Source organism: Bacteroides difficilis, assembly GCF_048319815.1.
GTDB lineage: Bacteria > Bacteroidota > Bacteroidia > Bacteroidales > Bacteroidaceae > Bacteroides > Bacteroides zhangwenhongii.
Window position 1 is genome coordinate 5,420,362 of the sequence record NZ_CP182814.1, and the last position, 20,727, is coordinate 5,441,088.

At 48.7% G+C, this 20,727-nt stretch carries 17 protein-coding genes and 1 pseudogene; 16 read left to right on the top strand and 2 right to left on the bottom strand.

The window, feature by feature from the left end; translation table 11 throughout:
* Positions 1-93: 93 nt before the first annotated feature.
* The 8 genes and pseudogenes from ACNOGP_RS21275 to ACNOGP_RS21310 all read left to right on the top strand — a co-directional run bounded on the left by ACNOGP_RS21275 (position 94) and on the right by ACNOGP_RS21310 (position 8,652).
* On the top strand, positions 94-465 hold the full coding sequence (locus tag ACNOGP_RS21275; RefSeq protein WP_336314532.1) for an SH3 beta-barrel fold-containing protein: 372 nt from the start codon (positions 94-96) through the stop codon (positions 463-465).
* Positions 462-611 (top strand): annotated as a pseudogene (locus ACNOGP_RS21280) (molecular chaperone DnaJ); the annotation flags it as partial. The gene ACNOGP_RS21275 and the pseudogene ACNOGP_RS21280, both read left to right, overlap by 4 nt.
* Positions 612-762: 151 nt before the next feature.
* On the top strand, positions 763-1,542 hold the full coding sequence (locus ACNOGP_RS21285) for an HNH endonuclease (protein ID WP_195474964.1): 780 nt from the start codon (positions 763-765) through the stop codon (positions 1,540-1,542).
* Positions 1,539-1,979 (top strand): N-acetylmuramoyl-L-alanine amidase, encoded by a 441-nt coding sequence (locus ACNOGP_RS21290; protein ID WP_007766717.1) that lies wholly within the window; start codon positions 1,539-1,541, stop codon positions 1,977-1,979. Before ACNOGP_RS21285 ends, ACNOGP_RS21290 begins: the two co-directional genes overlap by 4 nt.
* 37 nt (positions 1,980-2,016) lie before the next feature.
* Positions 2,017-3,039 (top strand): DUF4373 domain-containing protein, encoded by a 1,023-nt coding sequence (locus ACNOGP_RS21295; protein ID WP_418213668.1) that lies wholly within the window; start codon positions 2,017-2,019, stop codon positions 3,037-3,039.
* A gap of 276 nt (positions 3,040-3,315) precedes the next feature.
* A complete protein-coding gene (locus tag ACNOGP_RS21300) occupies positions 3,316-6,522 on the top strand; it encodes a SusC/RagA family TonB-linked outer membrane protein (RefSeq protein WP_143865032.1) in 3,207 nt (1,068 codons plus the stop codon).
* Between the two features lie 15 nt (positions 6,523-6,537).
* Positions 6,538-8,031 carry a SusD/RagB family nutrient-binding outer membrane lipoprotein gene (locus tag ACNOGP_RS21305; protein WP_418213669.1) on the top strand — a complete coding sequence of 498 codons (1,494 nt, stop codon included), beginning with the start codon at positions 6,538-6,540 and terminating at the stop codon, positions 8,029-8,031.
* Between the two features lie 36 nt (positions 8,032-8,067).
* Positions 8,068-8,652 (top strand): lipid-binding protein, encoded by a 585-nt coding sequence (locus tag ACNOGP_RS21310; RefSeq protein WP_418213670.1) that lies wholly within the window; start codon positions 8,068-8,070, stop codon positions 8,650-8,652.
* Positions 8,653-8,871: 219 nt separating this feature from the next.
* Here ACNOGP_RS21310 and ACNOGP_RS21315 read toward each other — a convergent pair whose 3' ends face one another.
* On the bottom strand, positions 8,872-9,270 hold the full coding sequence (locus ACNOGP_RS21315) for a response regulator (RefSeq protein WP_195475049.1): 399 nt from the start codon (positions 9,268-9,270) through the stop codon (positions 8,872-8,874).
* Between the two features lie 170 nt (positions 9,271-9,440).
* On the opposite strand from ACNOGP_RS21315, the gene ACNOGP_RS21320 reads away from it, so the two are divergent.
* The 8 genes from ACNOGP_RS21320 to ACNOGP_RS21355 all read left to right on the top strand — a co-directional run bounded on the left by ACNOGP_RS21320 (position 9,441) and on the right by ACNOGP_RS21355 (position 19,130).
* Positions 9,441-11,078 (top strand): ABC-F family ATP-binding cassette domain-containing protein, encoded by a 1,638-nt coding sequence (locus tag ACNOGP_RS21320; RefSeq protein ID WP_418213671.1) that lies wholly within the window; start codon positions 9,441-9,443, stop codon positions 11,076-11,078.
* A 63-nt stretch (positions 11,079-11,141) separates the two neighbouring features.
* Positions 11,142-11,549, top strand: a complete 408-nt coding sequence (locus tag ACNOGP_RS21325) for a DUF6769 family protein (protein ID WP_195474969.1) — start codon at positions 11,142-11,144, stop codon at positions 11,547-11,549.
* Between the two features lie 167 nt (positions 11,550-11,716).
* On the top strand, positions 11,717-12,952 hold the full coding sequence (locus ACNOGP_RS21330; RefSeq protein WP_418213672.1) for an efflux RND transporter periplasmic adaptor subunit: 1,236 nt from the start codon (positions 11,717-11,719) through the stop codon (positions 12,950-12,952).
* Positions 12,953-13,011: 59 nt separating this feature from the next.
* Positions 13,012-16,110, top strand: coding sequence for an efflux RND transporter permease subunit (locus tag ACNOGP_RS21335; RefSeq protein ID WP_418213673.1), 3,099 nt, complete (start codon positions 13,012-13,014; stop codon positions 16,108-16,110).
* Between the two features lie 31 nt (positions 16,111-16,141).
* Entirely contained in the window at positions 16,142-17,326 is a 1,185-nt protein-coding gene (locus tag ACNOGP_RS21340; RefSeq protein WP_143865026.1) for a TolC family protein, read from the top strand.
* Between the two features lie 61 nt (positions 17,327-17,387).
* Complete coding sequence (locus ACNOGP_RS21345; protein ID WP_195474973.1) at positions 17,388-17,681, top strand: nucleotidyltransferase family protein; 294 nt, start codon at positions 17,388-17,390, stop codon at positions 17,679-17,681.
* Complete coding sequence (locus ACNOGP_RS21350; protein WP_007766758.1) at positions 17,674-18,054, top strand: DUF86 domain-containing protein; 381 nt, start codon at positions 17,674-17,676, stop codon at positions 18,052-18,054. Before ACNOGP_RS21345 ends, ACNOGP_RS21350 begins: the two co-directional genes overlap by 8 nt.
* A 263-nt stretch (positions 18,055-18,317) precedes the next feature.
* The gene (locus ACNOGP_RS21355; protein WP_418213674.1) at positions 18,318-19,130 is read left to right on the top strand and encodes a hypothetical protein; all 813 of its coding nucleotides are present in this window, start codon (positions 18,318-18,320) and stop codon (positions 19,128-19,130) included.
* A 32-nt stretch (positions 19,131-19,162) separates the two neighbouring features.
* Here ACNOGP_RS21355 and ACNOGP_RS21360 read toward each other — a convergent pair whose 3' ends face one another.
* The gene (locus tag ACNOGP_RS21360; RefSeq protein ID WP_418213675.1) at positions 19,163-20,680 is read right to left on the bottom strand and encodes a methyltransferase RsmF C-terminal domain-like protein; all 1,518 of its coding nucleotides are present in this window, start codon (positions 20,678-20,680) and stop codon (positions 19,163-19,165) included.
* Positions 20,681-20,727 lie beyond the last annotated feature (47 nt).

Here is a 20,727-nt window from a genome sequence, read left to right on the forward strand (position 1 = left end):
TTCTTTAATTCCTCATTTATGTGTCAAGCTCGGACAATCTTTCCCCTTTCCATTCCCTACTTTTGCCACATAATCAAAATAAACCGAAGAACAATGACCAAGATTAAAAAAGAGCATTCTTTTCAACGGGTGCGGCTCATGAAACAGGCAGCCGCCATCCGGCAAAACAATGGTATGAACCGGCACGACGCACTCGTCACCGCCCACCGGATAGGCGCCCTCATCCGGCAAATGCATCACGGAAATGTCCGCTTCCGCTACACCAAACAAGACGGCAGCGTCCGCCACGCCATCGGCACACTCACCGGATACGAACACTGTTTCCACCAACCTTATATTCCACGACCGGAAAACACGTTCGTCGTCTACTACGACATCGAGGCAAAAGGATGGCGCACGTTCCATGCGGAAAACTTCCTGGACATCGACGTCGAGGACGAACCCGAAAAGACAAGAACAGAATGAACCGGCAGGAACGAGAAGAATGGGAAATCCTTTGCAGGCAGTACAATGTAGACTCCCTGCAAGAAGCCATTCAAGGCTGCCGGGAAGAATTGGAGTTTCTTATTCATTGCGCTGAAAGGCTCGAACCCCGCACGGAGGAGGAAGAAACGCCGTTTAACATATCCAGTCCACGCCGTTTCTATACACCAGGAAACGCCGTTCTTGGAATGCAGGAAACGCCGTTTCTCCACGCGGAGACAAAAGAACAGACCGTTTTTTAACAGAATATAATTTTATTAACGTTTACCAATATCAAGTATGGAAAATTGGAGATTTATCGAAGAAAATCCCGACTACATGGTCTCGGACCATGGACGGGTATTGAGTTTTAAAGGCAAGTCGAAACTGATTCTCTGCACCACGATCGCAGGAGAAGGCTACGAGCAGACAGAGCTCATGCAAAAAGGAATCTACACCAAATACTACACGCATCGTCTGGTAGCCAAGGCGTTCATTCCCAACCCGAAACATCTGCCGCAAGTAAACCACCTCGACGGAAACACGCTGAACAACCACGTGTCGAACCTCGAATGGTGTGATGCGCACGACAACATAATGCACGCCATCCGCATGGGACTGCGGCCTCCCAGAAAAACGGGTTCAAAGTATTCGGGTGTTCCCTGCGCCGTCACGGACGCAAGCGGGAATGCACTCCGCGCCTACCCGTCCATGCAGGCGATGAGCAAAGGAGAACACATGAATCCCGCATTCATAAACTGGCTCAGACTACAGTTGCGCTATCCGGAACGACTGCTCCTCCACAACTTACGCGTCAGCCAGCACAGGGGAGACGCTTTTATTATGAAAGAACCCTTACCGCTGTCTCCCGCTCCGGCTGTCTCACAGACCTCTCCCGCTCCGGCTGTTCCGCAGTCGTCCCATCATCGGCCTGTCCCGCCTATACAATCCCCCTGCATCCCGGTCCAGCATCCGGTGAACCGGCAATATTACCGCCAACTGTCGGAAGACGAAGCCATCGCTTTCGGATTCGCCATCTACACAAGCCGCAACCAACAAGAAAGGAGGACGCTGCAATGAGAGACACAATTATCATCCACTGTTCCGCCACCCGTGCGGGACAGGATTTCACGGCCGCCGACATCGACCGCTGGCACCGTGCGCGCGGTTTCCGTTCCATCGGCTATCATTTCGTAATCCGGCTGGACGGAACCATCGAACCGGGAAGGGATGTCTCCCTCGACGGAGCGCATTGCACGGGCTGGAACCGCCGAAGCATAGGTATCTGCTACGTGGGCGGGCTGGACAAGGAAGGCCGTCCCGCCGACACCCGGACGGAAGCGCAACGCGAAGCGCTCATCCGCCTGGTGGAAGACCTGCGGCTCGTTTACCCCGACATCAGACAAGTGATAGGCCACCGGGACACCAGCCCCGACCGCAACGGTGACGGTATTATCTCGCCCAACGAGTTTATCAAGATGTGCCCCTGCTTCGACGTACGCAACGAGTTCCGATAAACCGCACAATGTATCACTTTTTAAAACTTAATTTATCATGGCACGCATTTCCAAACCCGGATTAGATTATTTCCCCCTAGATGTCAATTTCCTGCAAGACCGGAAAGTGCGCCGCATCTCCTGCCGCCATCACGCGGCGGGAATTGCCGCGCTCACTTCCCTGCTTTGTCTTATCTACAAAGAAAAAGGCTATTATGTCCTTTGGAACAAGGACACACTGTTCGACATCGCTCAGGAAGCCTGTTGCGAGGAGGAGGAAATGCAGGCCATCATCGACGATTGCCTGTCGGTGGGATTGTTCGACACCTATATATATAAGGAGTACGGGGTGCTGACCTCGCAAGCCATCCAAGAGCAGTATCACAAAATCATCATCGACAGCCGGAGGAAATACAAATTGCCTTTGGAAAACTTCTGGATGATCAAGGAGGAGAAAGAAGCGAATGATAACGAGGAGGAGACAAAGGAGAGAAAAGAGACAAAAGAGAGAAAGGGGGAAAACGGAGAACAAACGAATGAATCCGCAGCAAATCCGAGCAAATTTGCAGCAAGTCCGGGCAAATCCGCAGCAACAATGCCACAAACAAAACAAGAAACGGATACAGAGATTAAAAGTAAACAGGAAATGGAGAGGGAAAATGAAATCAAATCGGAAACCCAAAAAGACAAAGAGACAGAGAGGGAAGGGAAAATAAGAAAGGAGAGCGAGAAGCCGTCCGTTCCGCCAAACGGCGTTTCTCAGGCTTCGCCTGTTGCTGTAAGGGGTTTGTCTTTAGAGGATTCGTCCGGAGGGGACTTCGAAGCTATACTACGACTAAATATGGAAGCTATCGGCATCCGGAACGAACAGACCGCCAAAGCCATTTTCGCCCTTGCCCGACGAAAAGAACTGGGAGGGATCAACGGCACGCTATGGAAAATCCTCAGTCCCGGATACCGTCCTACCCTGCTCAAAAAGAACGAACCGGGAGATTACATCCTTTGGGCACTCAATCATCCGGCCGAATTTGAAAGCACTTACAACGGAATGTTACAGAAAATGGTGAGGGGAAGGAGCTAAAATAATAAAAAGTCACCCATTTTGCGGGATCAATGATATTTTATTATCAAAACAAACGTTCGCAACGCTTTCTTTATGACACGTCAAATAATCTAAAAGCAAGCAAATAATCCATATAACATTTCAAAACCCCATATCAATACCGAAATTCACTTTCAATATGACAGCATTTAGTTAAAAACACATTACTTTTCTTAGATTATTATAATTTGTGTTATCTTTGCAGCCTGTTAGAGAGAAATGATGTGTTTTTAGGTTAAATTTAAGAGAGAATTTATGAAAAGAAAATTGATGTTCTTCATGACCTTCCTATTTATAGGCATAGGTCTGGCGACAGCGCAGACATCCAAAGTGACCGGATTGGTAACATCCGAAGAAGATGGACAGCCTGTCGTAGGTGCTTCAGTATTAGTCAATGGCACCACTCTTGGTACAATCACCGATATTGACGGTAAATTTACAATCAGCAACGTACCAAGCTCCTCCAAAACTTTACGCGTTTCTTATGTGGGAATGATCCCCCAGGAAGTGACAATCAAGGAAGGGATTTTAAACATCGTGCTGCGTTCGGACGCGAAGGCGCTGGACGAGGTGGTCGTTACCGCCTTAGGTATCAAAAGAAGCGAGAAAATACTGGGTTATGCCGCTTCTACAGTGAAAAATGACGATTTGGTCGCAGCCAAGTCAGGTTCCGTGATGTCCGGACTTTCCGGAAAAATAGCCGGTGTAAACATTTCCAGCTCCGGAACGGCCGGTAGCTCACAGAAAGTAATCGTGCGCGGTTATTCCTCTTTCTCCAGCAACCAGCCGCTATACGTCATCGACGGCGTGCCGATGTCCAACAACACCAGCCTCTCCAACGACCAGGGCAACGGTGTCATCGCGGCCGGCGACGCTATCGACTTCGGTAACGGGGCAAACGACATCAACCCCGACGACGTGGAATCCGTCACCGTACTGAAAGGTGCCTCAGCCACCGCCCTCTACGGCTCGCGTGCCGCCAACGGTGTAGTGATGATCACCACCAAACGCGCCAAACAAGAAAAGCTGACCGTTTCGTACGACGGCTCTTTCATGGCTTCCAACGTGCTCCGCGTGCCGCAGGAACAGGACAAGTTCGGACAAGGCTGGGGAACGTGGGACAGAAGCGAGAACGGATCGTGGGGACCTGCATTGGACGGCCGGCTCAACGAATGGGGCTCCAGCAAACTGACTACCCCGATGAAAAAGCACTACTCGTTCGTGAAAGACAATCTCCGCAACTTCTACACCACCGGATTCGAGATGAACAACAACATCAGCGTCCGCACCGGCAACGAAAAGATGGGCTTGATGCTTTCTTACGGCAACACCTCCTCTAACGGCGTGCTGCCCAACAATGCCGACAAATACGAACGTAACACCCTGTCATTCCGCGGCAACATGAAATTCGGCAAGTTCGCCGCCGACGCCAGCATCACGTATATCCGCAAAGACATGACGAAAGCCGCCGCCGGACAAGGAAACGCGGGAGCCACCATGCAGCAGGAACTGATACAGCACCCGGTGGACATCGACTATTCCGTCATGAAGGATTTCAACGACGAACGGTTCAACGGAGACAACTATTACACGTGGTACGCGCAGAACCCTTACTGGGTACTCGCCAACAATAAGAACAACTATCAGGACGACCGCATCTACGGTAAGCTGGAATTGTCTTACGAGGTCATTCCCGGTCTGAAGGCCGTAGGACGTCTCGGAGGTGACTTCACCAACTCCCGCCAGAAGCTGCGCACGGCGAAACTGACGTACGCCGACAATTCGTATAGCAGCATCGGAGGCAAATCCGAAGAAAAGGGTACTTATACCGAACGTACCGACAATTACGACCAGATCGACGCGACCCTCTTCCTGAGCGCCAACTACAATATCGGCACGGACATCACTCTCGGAGGTACGGCGGGATGGAACCTCAACCAACGGAAATCGTCTTATCTGAAGTCGTTTCTCGAAGGGCTGTTCATGGAAGGATGGTACAATCTGCAGAACGGGACCGACAAGCCCGTCAGCACCAATTACAGCGATTTGCGCAGAACAATCGGAGCCTTCGCACAGGTGGAATTCGGGTACAAGAATTTCTGGTTTGTCAACCTTTCCGGACGCAACGACTGGTCATCTACATTGCCCATCCACCACAACAGTTTCTTCTACGGAGGAATCAACACGTCCGTCATCCTGACCGATATGTTCCCCTCGCTGAAAAACAACGTGATAGACTTCCTGAAAGTGCGCGCCGCATGGGGACAGACGGGTAACGACGCCGACGTGTACAGAACGCTGGCATACTACATCCCCGATCATATTTCATCCGGCTACGGCTATCTGGACACTCCGCTGAACGGGGCGTTGGGACTGACCGAATACAACCGCCAGCCCAACAACAACCTGAAACCGGAGAAGACTTCCGAATGGGAATTGGGCTTGACCGCCAACTTCCTCAGCAACCGCATCGGCATTGACTTCGCCTACTACGACAAGCTGACCAAAAACCAGATCATCGCGGCAGACGTCGCCCCGGAAACACGCTACACCAGTGCCGTGCGCAACGTTGGCGAAATTTCCAACAAAGGTATCGAAATCGCCCTCAACCTGACTCCGATCCGCACCAAAGAGGTGGAATGGGACTTGGGAGTCACCTTCAGCAAGAACTGGAGCAAGGTGAACAAGTTGTGGAACGAGGGGGACAAGCCTGTGACCGAATACGTATTGAAAACGGCTTACAGCGCTAACTTCGTTGCCAAAGTCGGCGAACCGCTCGGAATCTTCCAAGTGCCCGCCCTCGCTACCGTACAGGACGAGAACAGCCCTTACTACGGCAAAGTGATTGTCGACGCCAACGGTATCCCGACTACCAGCAACAGCGAAATGAAGACGATCGGTTCGTCCGCTCCCGATTTCAATATGGGTTTCAACACCCGCGTGAGCTACAAAGGATTCACCCTTTCCGCTGTGGCCGACTGGCGTAAAGGCGGTTATATGTACTCCTACACCGCACAGCTGATGCACTTCGTCGGCAACACTACCCGCTCGCTGTTCAACAACCGCGAACCGTTCGTCGTGCCCAACTCCGTAATCGCCCTCAAGGACGGAGGCTACGCCGAAAACAACCGTCCCGTGACCAGCGACAACATGAGCAGTTATTACAGCGACTCTTACTCGGACAGCCAGTTCGAGAACTTCATCATCCCGAAAGGTTATGTGAAACTGAGGGAACTGGTCTTGTCTTACTCATTCCCGAAAGCATGGATTTCCAAACTGGGTATCCAGCAGCTAGACCTGAGCCTGATCGGACGCAACCTCTTTATGTGGACTCCGAAAGCTAACAATTACGTAGACCCGGAAACCACAACTTTCGGTAACGATATCGCTTCCGAACTGGGAGAATTTGCCGCCTTGCCTTCTACGCGCAATATAGGTGGAGGTATTAAAGTTGTATTCTAAAAAAAACGATCGAAGATGAAAAAATTCAAGTATTTATATATAGGTGTATTAAGCGCCATCCTGTCCGGCACGTTCACCTCTTGCGAGGACTATCTGGACGTCAACAAGAATCCGAATTATCCGGACGAATCACAAGTGACGGTAACGACGTTACTGCCGTCCGCATTCACCGGCTCGGCTGCCGTAATGGGGTATTTGTACCAACTCTACGGTTCTATGTGGTCACAGCACTACACGCAGAATCCGTCATCCAGCCAATATATCACGCTGGTCAACTATGCGATGACTTCTTCCAGCGACCTCCGTCTGTGGAGAATTCCGTACGCGGACGTTTTGCCTGATCTCGATCTCGTTATCAAGAAATCAGAAGAGGAAGGTGCGTGGAACTATTGGGTGGTCGGAAAAATCATGACCGCGTTTACCTATCACGTGCTCACCGACGCTTATGGAGATATTCCTTTCACCGAAGCTCTGAAAGGTCAGAACTGCAAATACGATGATAGTAAAACGGTGGTTTATCCCGGCATTATCAAAATGCTGGACGACGCTATCGACAAGGAAGCGGAAGCCTCTGCCAAAGGTCTGAAAACCATGAACGTGGAAGATTATATCTATGACGGGGATATCGCGAAATGGATCAGATTTGCCAAAACTTTAAAGTTGAAGTTGCTCATGAGAGACTTTGACACGAACAAGGCGGAGATAGAAACAATGCTCGCTGCCGGTGATTTCCTGGAAGACGACGCAACGGTACACTGCTTCGAGGACGTCGTAAATAAGTCCAATCCGTTCTATGAGAATGACCGCCGACAGTTGAATACGACAAATAATGTACGCGCTTGTACGACGCTGCTCAATTATCTAGAAAAAGATAAAGAGCATAAAGATCCGCGCATCGGAGACTTTTACGAAATGACTGTCGCATCTGAGAGAACCGAATATAGAGCGATTCCTTATGGGAACAGAACTTCCAGCACATATAGCATTTCAACAACTTCGCGTGCCGTAATCGGTGCTACCGATCCTGTTTATTATATGTCAGCGGCCGAAGCCGAATACCTGTTGGCGGAATGCTATGCACGGTTAGGAGACAAAGATAATGCAAAGACTCACTATGACGATGCTGTTGAACTCTCTTTCGCTAGATGGAATCATGGCGACAAAGCTGCTGAATTTACTGCAAACGGAGGTCTTTACGAATTCCAAGACACCGACGAAGAAAGTATGCTGAAATGTATCCTTACCCAGAAATGGATTGCCAGTACCCGTTGCCAGGCTTGGGATGCATGGTTCGATATCAACCGCACCGGTATTCCGGAAGTCAGCGAAAAAACAACAGACGATGCGACTTACGTTTTGGGTACACTGGCATATAACCCCAACAGTTCGTTAGCTATGGGGCAGTTTGCTCACCGCTTCATCTACTCAAAAGAGTCGTTGGACTATAATACGAATGCGCCTACGAAAGTTCCGGCAATTACCGAACCGCTGTGGTGGCATAAAAAATAATAAGGATATTGAACAATAGAAAGAAAGGATATATACATGAAACCTATTAATTATTTATTAGTCCTGATGTTCACAATGGTCACTTTCGTGTCATGCGACACTTATGGAGACTATGAGCAGGAGTTTGCCCCTATATACCCGCTGAGCGGACAATATTACGTCAAAGTGCTGGACGAGAACAATGAGGAACTGGTTATAAGCACAACAAAGGACGATGACGAATCATACAACGTCTACGGAACTTATCTGTATCTGTACAATACAGCGGATAATGATAAGGACAAGTTGTGGATCAAGTTGCCGAACGGTAATAAATTCCAAAGTGGTATTCTAGGCAAAATCAGTTGTAATGTGGAAGAACTCACCTTTAACGGAACAGCAGGCAATATGGTTGCCGACGGAACGACTCCCGTAGGGGAATTTACAGTCACTTCCGGAAAAGTCACTTTAGAAAGCGTTACGACTCCGACAAACGGGAAAGCGGACGGCATCGAAGTGAAATATACGCTGGAAGGCAAAACGTACACCATCAAAGGCTTCCGCCGCACCGGATGGGATGACGATGAAACGTGGGTTGAACCTATTACTACTGACGATGATGCATCCGGTTCTCAACCATAAGAACTAATTTCTCCCCCCCTCCCAAAAGGGGGGGGGGATATATCAAAACGCAGATTAACGCAAGTTAGCATAGATTATTTAAACAGACTCCAAGTCTTGACTAATCCATTTCAATAGATATTCAATAGATATTCAATTGATATTCAATTGACATATTAATCAATGACTTATAGAATCTTTTCTATGATAATTTGCGTTAATCTGCGTTTTATTATTCATTTACCACTGCAAGTCGGGCAGATATTTACTTAGTGTACCGCGAAGAACCCCTAGCGTAATCGGCTTCACCAGCACTTCCGTAGCTCCCGCCTTCATCGCATTTTCCTTATCCGAACTGAAAGCGTAGGCAGTCTGCATGATAATGGGAATCGTAGTGTTGGACTCACGAATAATTTTCGTCGCTTCCAGCCCATTCATCAGCGGCATTTTAATGTCCATCAACATCGCTTTGGCATCTTCCCCGTGTGTTTGAAATAATGTTACCATTTCTTCTCCGTTCCGTGCCCACATGATATCACATTTCTTACCTATGATCGCTTTAATCAGTTTAAAGTTGCTGTCGTCGTCTTCAGCCACAAGTATAAGCGGTCTGAATTCAGATGTTTGCGTACCTTCCATATTATTTAGTATATTATTTTCCATCTATATCCTTCTATATCCTTAAGTTAATATCCTGTCTCAACAAGTTAATATCCTATTCCAACAAGTTAATATCCTATTTCAGCCCGCAAGATATAAAAAATATTCATATATTTCGCTATCTTTGCGCCTCAATTTAAAAGAATAATATGATTTCTGTAGACGGACTGGCCGTAGAATTTGGCGGCACGACTTTATTTAGTGATATCTCTTTCGTTATTAATGAAAAAGACCGCATCGCCCTGATGGGGAAAAACGGAGCGGGAAAAAGTACACTGCTCAAGATTCTGGCAGGCGTGAGGCAACCTACACGCGGCAAGGTCTCCGCACCGAAAGAGTGCGTGGTGGCCTATCTGCCCCAGCACTTGATGACGGAGGACGGACGCACGGTGTTCGACGAAACGGCACAAGCTTTCGCGCATCTGCACGAGATGGAAGCGCAAATCGAGAACCTGAACAAGGAGTTGGAGACACGGACGGACTACGAAAGCGACAGTTATATGGCTCTGATCGAGGAAGTATCCTCCCTGAGCGAGAAGTATTATTCAATCGACGCCACGAACTACGAGGAGGATGTAGAGAAAGCGTTGCTCGGACTCGGTTTCCGCCGGGAAGACTTCGGACGTCAGACAAGTGATTTCAGTGGCGGATGGCGGATGCGCATCGAGTTGGCGAAGTTGCTGTTGCAGAAACCGGACGTGCTGCTGCTCGACGAGCCGACGAACCATCTCGACATCGAGTCTATCCAATGGCTGGAAGATTTCCTGATCAATAACGGCAAGGCGGTGATTGTCATCAGCCACGACCGCAAGTTTGTCGACAACATCACGACCCGCACCATCGAAGTGACAATGGGGCGCATCTACGACTACAAAGTAAACTACTCACAATATCTCCAACTGCGCAAGGAACGCCGCGAACAGCAACAGAAGGCGTACGATGAGCAGCAGAAGTTCATCGCCGAGACGAAGGAGTTTATCGAACGTTTCAAGGGGACGTACTCGAAGACCTTGCAGGTACAGAGCCGTGTGAAAATGCTGGAGAAACTGGAACTGCTGGAGGTGGACGAAGAGGACACTTCCGCTTTGCGTCTGAAATTCCCGCCTTCCCCCCGTTCGGGCAGTTATCCGGTCATCATGGAGAATGTTGGGAAAACGTATGGAGAGAAGGTGGTGTTCAAGGGCGCCAATCTGACGATTGAGCGCGGAGACAAGGTGGCGTTCGTCGGCAAGAACGGCGAGGGTAAGTCTACGCTTGTCAAATGTATCATGCGGGAAATAGAGCACGATGGCACGCTGACGCTGGGACATAATGTACAAATCGGGTATTTTGCACAGAATCAGGCTTCACTGATGGACGAGAATCTGACTGTGTTCCAGACGATTGACGACGTAGCGAAAGGGGAAATCCGAAACAAGATCCGCGACTTGCTGGGTGCTTTCATGTTTGGCGGTCCGGAGGAGTCGATGAAGAAAGTGAAAGTGCTTTCGGGTGGAGAGCGTACCCGCCTGGCAATGATCAAGCTATTGCTGGAGCCGGTCAACCTTCTCATTCTGGACGAGCCGACGAATCACCTCGACATGAAAACAAAGGACATCCTGAAACAGGCGTTGCTCGATTTTGACGGCACGCTGATTGTCGTTTCGCACGACCGCGATTTCCTCGACGGACTGGTATCAAAGGTTTATGAGTTTGGCAATCAGAAGGTGACGGAACACCTCTGCGGTATCTATGAATTCCTCGAAAAGAAAAAGATGGATTCGTTGCAAGAGCTGGAAAAGAAATAATAAATAATAAAAAGAAGGGGTCGGCTTCCGGGAGAAGATAAAGAATTTGTATCTTTGCACAGGATGAAAGGGAAAAAAAGAATCATAGTAACTCTGCTGTTTTTTATCAACATTATCATGTTGGTGGCAGCCGTTATTCCCCATCATCACCACCCTAACGGAATGATTTGCATGAAGCAGGACTTGCCCGTAGAGCAACAATGCCCCAAGCACCATCATCAGGGGAGCGACGCCTGTTGCAACAGCGAGTGTCTGACACGCTTTCAGTCGTCCATCCCATCCATACACAGCTATAGCAGTCCGGATTATGTATTTATCGCTACGCTGTTCACCGATGTCATTATCGAACATTTACTACGCCCGCAGGAGAAACGGGTAAAGAACTATTACGTCTTCCGAGACTCTCTGCATGGCACGGATTTCTACCGTGCCACCTCGCTTCGCGCACCTCCCTACTCTGTTTTCGCTTAAAAACGCTCTTGCAAGTCAGTTGCAAAGGCGTTGTAGCTAATCTTTGCAAGTCAGTTGGAACGTCAATTCATCTTTGCAAGTCAGTTGCAAGAACCTTGCCGTATTTTTGCAGTATGAATCTGCAACAACAAAAAGAAAACAAAAAACTTAAGTAGGAAATATCATTTATGAAGAAACTTATTTTTTTCGGAGTGCTGGGTTTATTTATCCTTGCCTCTTGTAATAGTACCGTCACACATACACACAACGAGCATGATCATGAGGCGGAAGGACATAATCATGCCACAGAAGATCACGACCACAGCGCCCACGGGGATGAATCCGGTAAAGGGCACAGTCACGAAACAGCAGACAGCCACCTCGAAACGGCCGAAGCGCATAGTGACGAGATCATCCTTCCGAAAGTGAAAGCCGAAGCAGCCGGAGTAAAGGCTAGTATCATCGAGCCCGCTCCTTTCCAACAGGTCATTAAAACCAGCGGACAAGTACTTGCTGCTCAGGGGGACGAATCGGTTGCCGTAGCTACCGTAGCCGGCGTTGTTTCTTTTCGTGGAAAAGTGACGGAAGGAATGAGCGTCGGCAGCGGCACACCGTTGGTCACCATTTCTTCAAACAATATAGCCGACGGTGACCCGGTACAACGTGCCCGCATCGCCTACGAGGTGTCGAAGAAAGAGTACGAACGGATGAAAGCCCTTGTCAAAAACAAAATCGTATCCGACAAGGAATTTGCACAGGCGGAGCAGAATTACGAAAACGCCCGCATCAGCTACGAGGCCCTTTCGAAGAACCATTCGGCTATCGGACAAAATATCACAGCTCCCATCGCAGGCTATGTGAAAAGTATACTGGTGAAAGAGGGGGACTACGTGACCATCGGACAACCACTGGTTAGCGTGACGCAGAACCGCCGTCTGTTCCTCCGCGCCGAAGTGTCGGAAAAGTACTACCCGTACCTCCGCACAATCAGCTCCGCCAATTTCCAGACTCCTTATAATAATAAGGTATACAAACTGCAAGCGCTCAACGGCAAACTCCTGTCTTTCGGGAAAACTGCCGGAGACAATTCTTTCTACGTGCCTGTCACCTTCGAGTTCGATAACAAAGGTGAAGTGATTCCCGGCTCATTCGTAGAGGTTTTCCTGCTCTCGTCGCCAATGGAAAACGTAATTTCCCTTCCACGCACCGCATTGACGGAGGAACAAGGGATCTACTTTGTATATCTGCAACTGGATGAGGAAGGGTACAAGAAACAGGAAGTGACCGTAGGAGCCGACAACGGAAAAAATGTCCAGATCCTGTCCGGCGTGAAAGCGGGCGACCGCGTTGTGACCGAAGGAGCGTACCAGGTAAGACTGGCCAGTGCAAGCAATGCCATCCCCGCACACAGCCACGAACACTGATTAAATGAAGAATGAATCTTCATCCTTAATTCCTCATTCATAATTCTTAATTTAAAAAGATGCTTAATAAAATCATACATTATTCCCTGCACAACCGGTTGCTGGTGCTCTGCGCTTCCATTCTTCTGCTCATTGCGGGGAGCTACACTGCCATGCACACGGAAGTAGACGTGTTTCCCGACCTCAACGCGCCTACGGTTGTCATCATGACCGAAGCCAATGGTATGGCCGCCGAAGAGGTTGAACAACTCGTGACTTTCCCTGTGGAAACCGCCGTAAACGGAGCTACCGGTGTACGCCGTGTCCGTTCTTCTTCCACCAATGGTTTTTCTGTTGTCTGGGTGGAATTCGACTGGGGAACAGATATTTATCTTGCCCGACAGATTGTGAGTGAAAAGCTCGCTGTAGTCAGTGAATCGCTTCCGGTCAACGTTGGAAAACCGACACTCGGCCCGCAATCTTCTATTCTGGGCGAAATGCTCATTGTCGGGCTGACGGCCGACTCTACCTCCATGCTCGACCTCCGTACGATTGCCGACTGGACTATCCGCCCGCGTCTGCTGTCTACCGGAGGAGTGGCGCAAGTAGCGGTGCTCGGAGGAGACATCAAAGAGTACCAGATTCAGCTTGATCCCGAGCGGATGCGCCACTACGGTGTTTCGATGGGTGAGGTGATGGCGGTGACGCAAGACATGAACCTGAACGCCAACGGCGGAGTGCTTTACGAGTTCGGAAATGAATATATAGTGCGAGGCGTGCTTTCCACCACTCAGACGGAACAGCTCGGCAAGGCGGTGGTAAAGACGGTGAACAACTTTCCGGTCACTCTGGAAGATATAGCAGACGTGGCGATAGGCCCCAAAGCGCCGAAATTGGGTACGGCTTCGGAACGGGGAAAACCTGCCGTCCTGCTGACTGTGACCAAGCAGCCCGCCACCAGTACACTGGAACTGACGGACAAGCTGGAGGCTTCGCTAAAAGACCTTCAGAAGAACCTGCCACCGGATGTAAAGGTTTCTACGGACATTTTCCGCCAAAGCCGCTTCATCGAAAGTTCTATCGGCAACGTGAAAAAATCGCTCTTTGAAGGAGGTATCTTTGTCGTTATCGTTCTGTTCTTGTTTCTGGCAAATGTGCGCACTACGCTTATTTCGCTGGTGACACTGCCTCTCTCACTGCTCGTATCGATCTTGACACTGCATTATATGGGACTGACTATCAACACTATGAGTCTCGGAGGTATGGCAATCGCCATCGGTTCGCTGGTGGACGATGCCATCGTTGACGTGGAGAACGTATACAAGCGCTTGCGTGAAAACCGGCTGAAAGCGGAAGCGGAAAGATTGAGCACGCTCGAAGTGGTGTTCAACGCCTCGAAGGAGGTTCGTATGCCGATTTTGAACTCAACTTTAATTATCGTAGTCAGTTTCGTTCCCTTATTTTTCCTGAGTGGCATGGAAGGCCGAATGCTGGTCCCGCTGGGCATTGCTTTCATCGTGGCGTTATTCGCCTCGACGGTGGTAGCATTGACACTGACTCCGGTGCTCTGCTCTTATCTGTTGGGAAGCAACAAGACGAACAAGGAACTGAAAGAGTCTTTCGTAGCCCGCTGGATGAAAGGGATTTATGAAAAGGCACTGTCTTGGGTGCTGGCGCACAAACGGGTGACACTGGGTGGAACTATCGCTCTCTTCGTCGTGGTGCTCGGTGTGTTCTTCACGCTGGGACGTAGCTTCCTCCCTTCTTTCAACGAAGGTTCGTTCACAATCAATATCAGTTCTCTGCCGGGTATATCGCTGGAAGAGAGCAACAAAATGGGACAGCGCGCGGAAGAGTTGCTGTTGACCATTCCGGAGATACAAACCGTTGCCCGCAAAACGGGACGTGCCGAACTGGATGAGCACGCATTGGGTGTGAACGTGTCCGAAATTGAGGCTCCGTTTGAACTGGGCGAGCGCTCGCGCAGCGAACTGGTGGCGGATGTACGTGAAAAGCTGGGCACAATTACAGGAGCAAACATTGAAATCGGACAGCCGATCAGCCACCGGATTGACGCCATGTTGTCCGGTACGAAAGCAAATATTGCCATCAAGCTATTCGGCGACGACCTGAACAAGATGTTTTCCATCGGCAATCAGATCAAAGAGGCGATCGGCGCAATTCCCGGCATTGCCGACCTGAATGTGGAACAGCAGATCGAACGTCCGCAGTTAAAAATACAGCCCAAACGCGAAATGCTGGCCAAGTTCGGAATCACACTGCCGGAGTTCTCCGAGTACGTGAATGTCGCTCTGGCGGGAAAAGTGATCTCGCAGGTGTACGAACAAGGCAAGAGTTTCGACCTGATTGTGAAGGTGAAGAACGACGCCCGTGACGAGATGGAGAAAATCCGCAACTTGATGGTGGACACGAACGACGGACGCAAAGTCCCCCTAAGCTATGTGGCGGAAGTGACATCGGCTATGGGGCCTAACACTATCAACCGTGAGAACGTGAAACGGAAAATCGTGATTTCCGCCAACGTTGCCGACCGCGACTTGCGCAGTGTGGTAAACGACATCCAGAAGCAGATCGACGCATCCGTGCAATTACCCGAAGGCTACCACATCGAATACGGCGGGCAGTTTGAGAGCGAACAGGCGGCGAGCAGAACATTAGCGCTGACTTCATTTATCAGCATCGTTGTGATTTTTCTATTGCTTTACCATGAGTTCCGCAGCGTCAAGGAGTCGGGAGTCATCCTGCTGAATCTGCCGCTCGCGTTGATCGGTGGCGTTTTCGCATTGGTACTTACAACGGGGGAAGTTAGTATACCCGCTATCATCGGGTTCATCTCTCTGTTCGGAATTGCTACCCGTAACGGTATGCTGCTCATCAGCCATTACAATCATCTCCAGCAAGTGGAGGGGTTGAACGTGTACGACAGCGTGATGCAAGGCTCGCTCGACCGTCTGAACCCGATCCTGATGACGGCTTTGTCTTCTGCTCTGGCATTGATTCCGCTGGCTCTGGGAGGTGATCTTCCGGGCAACGAGATTCAGAGTCCGATGGCAAAAGTGATTTTGGGAGGCTTGTTAACCTCTACTTTCCTGAACGGATTCATCGTCCCGATTGTTTATCTGATGATGCACCGCAAGAAGGCTTCAGCAAGTCTGTAATTGCAATTTACAACCAATAAAGAAGATGAAAATGAAACAAATCATAACTATCGGCGCGGCACTTCTGCTCCTGACCGCAGGCAGTGCGCAAGCCCAGAACAGCATTGAGCAGGTTTTGAGAAATATCGAAACGAACAACAAGGAATTGCAGGCTAACAAGCAGCTGATTCAGTCGCAAAAGCTGGAGGCTAGAACGGACAACAATCTGCCCGATCCCACGCTTTCCTATGCACACCTCTGGGGCTCGAAAGATAAAAGTGAAACAATCGGTGAGTTGGTGGTTTCGCAGAGCTTCGACTTCCCCAGCTTATATGCCACGCGCAACAAGCTGAACCGTCTGAAAATCGGAGCTTACGACAGCCAGGCGGATGTTTTTCGGCAGGAGAAGTTATTGCAGGCAAAGGAGCTTTGCCTGGACATCATCATGCTTCGCCAGCAGAAGCAGATTTTAGAAGAACGCCTGCGCAATGCGGAAGAACTTGCTAAAATGTACGCCAAACGCCTGCAGACAGGAGATGCCAATGCGCTCGAAACGAACAAGATCAATCTGGAGTTGCTGAATGTCAAGACGGAAGTGTCTCTAAACGAAACGGCGCTGCGCAATAAATTGCAGGAACTGAGTACGTTGAACGGAAATCTTCCGGTTGTTTTCGAGGAGAGCCAATACCCGGCCGTGCCTTTCCCGACTGATTATCAGATACTGAAATCGGAGGTGTTATCGGCAGACCGCACGTTGATGGCGCTTGGCAACGAGAGCCTCGTCGCCCGCAAACAAATTGCTGTCAACAAGTCGCAATGGTTGCCGAAACTGGAGCTGGGCTACCGCCGGAACACGGAATCGGGTACTCCTTTCAACGGCCTAGTGGTGGGATTCTCTTTCCCTCTTTTTGAAAACCGGAACAAGGTGAAGATTGCCAAAGCACAGGCTCTGAACATAGATCTGCAAAGGGATAATGCCGCCTTGCAGGTAGAATCCGAACTGGCACAGCTTTACCGGGAAGCCAAAACGCTTCATGCTTCTATGGAGGAGTACACGAGGACTTTCCGGTCGCAACAAGATCTTGCCTTGCTCAAACAGGCCTTGACCGGAGGACAAATCAGCATGATTGAGTACTTTGTGGAGGTGTCCGTGCTCTATCAGAGCCACCAGAATTATCTGCAACTGGAGAATCAATACCAGAAGGCAATGGCGCGGATCTACAAGAGCAAATTATAAGAGAGTATTGCATTATTCATGCAAATTGCTTATCTTTGTTGTACACGAATGGAGGAAGAATATGAAATCTACATCTGAAATATTAGCATTATTAAAATCTTATAAAGCGGCTAATGCCTTAAAATATGGTTTTGCACGATTGGGCATTTTCGGTTCGGTAGCTCGAAACGAACAGACAGAGCAAAGTGATGTGGATATTTGTTATGAAGGAGAAGCTCCATCTCTTCTTACATTGGACCGTATACAATGCGAATTGGAAGAACTGCTTGGTTGCCCGGTAGATTTAGTAAGAATACGTGAACAAATGAATGAAGCTTTAAAGAGACATATCATAAAGGAGGCCATTTATGTTTGACAAAGAATTAGTATCTGATAGTTTACAAAATATCGAAAATGCACTAGAATTAATCATCAGCCGAACATCAATGATTCAAACTCCGAATGATTTTCTCTGTTCTCCTGATGGAATGTTGAGATTAGACGCCATCTGTATGAATTTAATCGCTTTAGGAGAAACGGTAAAAGGACTTGATAAAATTACTCATGCAGAGCTTTTACCTCATTATCCTACTATTTACTGGAGCGGTGTAATGAGGATGCGAGATAAAATAGCTCATCATTATTTCGAGATTGACGCGGAAGTTGTATTCAAGACTGTAAGACAGGACATTCCGCAAATGCTATCAGTAATCAGGGAAATAATAAAAGACATAAATGATATAAAGTAACATTCAAGGAATTTATAAATGCCGGTTGACACATTACTATGTCAATCGGCATTTTTTAGTTATCCGCATCAGCATTTGAATATATTAAGGTTCGAACATAAAGTTGGCGGGTGAAGGGCTTTTAATTCTATCGCATCTCTGTCATTCTTGCACTTTTAAGTTTTTATCTTCTTTATAATCTCCCACAAACAAAATCGAACTGATCTTATCCTGTTTTTTAATTATTTCCCTATATTTGCACCTAATACACAACCTAAATTGCCATGAAAAGAAAACTCTACTACTTAGCTACATTATTTTGTCTTTTAGCCTCATTGAATGCTTGTAAAGACGAGGACAACCAGCCACTCGAATTTTATGACAGTTACTACGAAGTACCTATGGGCGGTATACGGTATATTGGTCCGAAAAGCGGAAACGGTGATTACAATCTGGAAATGGAGCACACACAAATTGCCGCCGCGGGAATTGAAAAAGGTTGGAGCGGAGTGCCAAACGGCACGAATATATATGTGCGTGGCTACCTCACCGGGAAAACTCGCCTGCGGGTGACGGACTATGCGACTTCGGAGAGTTGTGTGCTCAATATCAAAGTGGTGGACAATTACGAAGCGTTGCAGTTGCTTCCTGCCGATTATTTAGGCGAGGAAGGTATCACAACGCCCCAACCGTTGCAGGGGGTAGATTTTATCTTTCTGATCAACACTCCGAGCCGTGAAGCTTACTTCTTTGAACGAGGTGAACAGACGGCTTTTTCTTCCGGATTGAAACTCCTCGTTAAAGGTACTTACGAACTGGCACAGGAGGCAGATGAGAAAGTTTCACTCGCTTTTGTCCTGCCGGAAAAAGAAGGGAATGCCGACACCAAACGCTATACATACACCCTGCGATGCAATGCATACGGCCTTCACCGACTCGACAAAAATCTGGCACTGAATTGGGGGACACCACCGCTAAACAGTACGCGCACTTCTCCTGTCACTCCTCCCGCTTCCAACAGCATCGAAGAAAGCGAAACGAGCAAGGTCATCTTTGCATTTTCCGAAATTGAAATGCCGGTAGGGATTTTGCCTTAGGCGAATATTATGTTTTAATTGTGCCGAGAAATTTACAGTATCCGAAGTTCCTCCGGCAGATAGCCGCTACGAATACGCCATTCCTGCGGATAAAGATTGTTAGCCCGGTTACCGATATTTTTCACGAAGCCCAACGGAACGCCTCTATAAGTAAGCAACACGAACCCGCGAGCCACCGTAGCAGGAAGTACAATAGCTTCTTTGCGCAAATAAGCTATCGCCTGCTCATAGCTAATGTCCTCAACGACAAAAGCGCCGTCACGCAACAGCACAGGGCACAGTGCCAGCGCATGAGCGGGAACCAAATCTCTCCCTTTCACTTCACCCACCGACACACCGGACTGGATCACTTTCAATTTCTGTCGAAGTGCTTCCAACTCTTCCAGACGAGCATTGGGAAAGGCGTAAACGGTTTCTGCATCGGTCAGAAGAGAATAGTTGCCGATGTCCCTCACCCAGCTCCGGGCTACATCCATCAACTCTTTAGCGACAGACGGGACTCCTTTCCCAGCGTGTTTCCCTTTTTTCTTTGCAGCTCGCGCTATCGTAGATTTTGAGATTGCAGACTTCTCTGAATTGATGGTTTCCCATGCCTTCTTCGTTTCGTTTTCATCTGTTTCTATGCACGGTTTCCGAAGAACAGCCAGAAAGAATCCCTCTCCTTTCGTTTTATGAGGAAAGAAGTGATAGACGGGAATGTCCTCCCAATGAACGGTCCCGGCCGATTCATCTTTCAACAGATTTCCTGTTATATTCCATTCTTCCCGAACTTCCAACGGCAACAGTTCCGCCCCGAACTCTTGCTGAATCCAGCGTACGTTTTCTTCATCTTCTTTTGTATTAAATGTACAGGTACTATATATAAGAATGCCTCCGGGCTTCAGACAAGGCCAAATATCTGCAATAATCCTCCGCTGCCTCTGCCAGCAAATCTCTACATTCTCCGGAGTCCATTCTTCTATTGCCACAAGGTCTTTGCGAAACATTCCTTCACCGGAACAAGGAACGTCGGTGAGAATGACATCAAAAAAAGACGGTAAAGCCGAGAAATCCGCCGGATCATTATTGGTAACCACCACATCCGGATGTCCCCACTTCGCAAGATTTTCCGCCAAAACCTGTGAACGGTTCCGTATGACTTCATTAGCCACCAGCAGGCTTCCTTCGGGCAGCACGCTACGGGCATGGGTAGACTTTCCACCGGGAGCGGCGCAAAGATCCAACATTATTGCCGGTTCTTTGATGTATTGGCGTAATGCCTGCTCTACAAACATCGAGGAGGCCTCCTGAACATAGAAACAACCGGCATGAAACAACGGATCGAATGTAAAAGTCAGGCGTTCGTCCAGATAAACCCCTTCGGACGACCAAGAAACTCGGTCGAAGGGAGAATGGACAGCAGATACCCCTTCATCCTGCATTTTCCATTTTTCATTGTTGAAGCGGATACTGACAGGTGGTTCTTGCTGCAGGGCAACGGCCAGTTTTTCATATTCTTCTTCACCTAATAAAGAGCGGGTATAGTCTACAAAAGAAGCGGGTAATTCCATTTTTCATTTATTAATTTCCGCAAATATCAAAAATATTTCGTCTCTTT

Excerpts from the sequence above, each read along its gene's own strand:
- ACNOGP_RS21355 (WP_418213674.1), top strand. The coding sequence starts at position 18,318 with ATGAAAAGAAAACTCTACTACTTAGCTACATTATTTTGTCTTTTAGCC.
- ACNOGP_RS21360 (WP_418213675.1), bottom strand. The coding sequence starts at position 20,680 with ATGGAATTACCCGCTTCTTTTGTAGACTATACCCGCTCTTTATTAGGT.
- ACNOGP_RS21285 (WP_195474964.1), top strand. The coding sequence starts at position 763 with ATGGAAAATTGGAGATTTATCGAAGAAAATCCCGACTACATGGTCTCG.
- ACNOGP_RS21295 (WP_418213668.1), top strand. The coding sequence starts at position 2,017 with ATGGCACGCATTTCCAAACCCGGATTAGATTATTTCCCCCTAGATGTC.
- ACNOGP_RS21275 (WP_336314532.1), top strand. The coding sequence starts at position 94 with ATGACCAAGATTAAAAAAGAGCATTCTTTTCAACGGGTGCGGCTCATG.
- ACNOGP_RS21305 (WP_418213669.1), top strand. The coding sequence starts at position 6,538 with ATGAAAAAATTCAAGTATTTATATATAGGTGTATTAAGCGCCATCCTG.
- ACNOGP_RS21340 (WP_143865026.1), top strand. The coding sequence starts at position 16,142 with ATGAAACAAATCATAACTATCGGCGCGGCACTTCTGCTCCTGACCGCA.
- ACNOGP_RS21290 (WP_007766717.1), top strand. The coding sequence starts at position 1,539 with ATGAGAGACACAATTATCATCCACTGTTCCGCCACCCGTGCGGGACAG.
- ACNOGP_RS21310 (WP_418213670.1), top strand. The coding sequence starts at position 8,068 with ATGAAACCTATTAATTATTTATTAGTCCTGATGTTCACAATGGTCACT.
- ACNOGP_RS21315 (WP_195475049.1), bottom strand. The coding sequence starts at position 9,270 with ATGGAAGGTACGCAAACATCTGAATTCAGACCGCTTATACTTGTGGCT.
- ACNOGP_RS21335 (WP_418213673.1), top strand. The coding sequence starts at position 13,012 with ATGCTTAATAAAATCATACATTATTCCCTGCACAACCGGTTGCTGGTG.
- ACNOGP_RS21300 (WP_143865032.1), top strand. The coding sequence starts at position 3,316 with ATGAAAAGAAAATTGATGTTCTTCATGACCTTCCTATTTATAGGCATA.
- ACNOGP_RS21325 (WP_195474969.1), top strand. The coding sequence starts at position 11,142 with ATGAAAGGGAAAAAAAGAATCATAGTAACTCTGCTGTTTTTTATCAAC.
- ACNOGP_RS21345 (WP_195474973.1), top strand. The coding sequence starts at position 17,388 with ATGAAATCTACATCTGAAATATTAGCATTATTAAAATCTTATAAAGCG.
- ACNOGP_RS21350 (WP_007766758.1), top strand. The coding sequence starts at position 17,674 with ATGTTTGACAAAGAATTAGTATCTGATAGTTTACAAAATATCGAAAAT.
- ACNOGP_RS21320 (WP_418213671.1), top strand. The coding sequence starts at position 9,441 with ATGATTTCTGTAGACGGACTGGCCGTAGAATTTGGCGGCACGACTTTA.
- ACNOGP_RS21330 (WP_418213672.1), top strand. The coding sequence starts at position 11,717 with ATGAAGAAACTTATTTTTTTCGGAGTGCTGGGTTTATTTATCCTTGCC.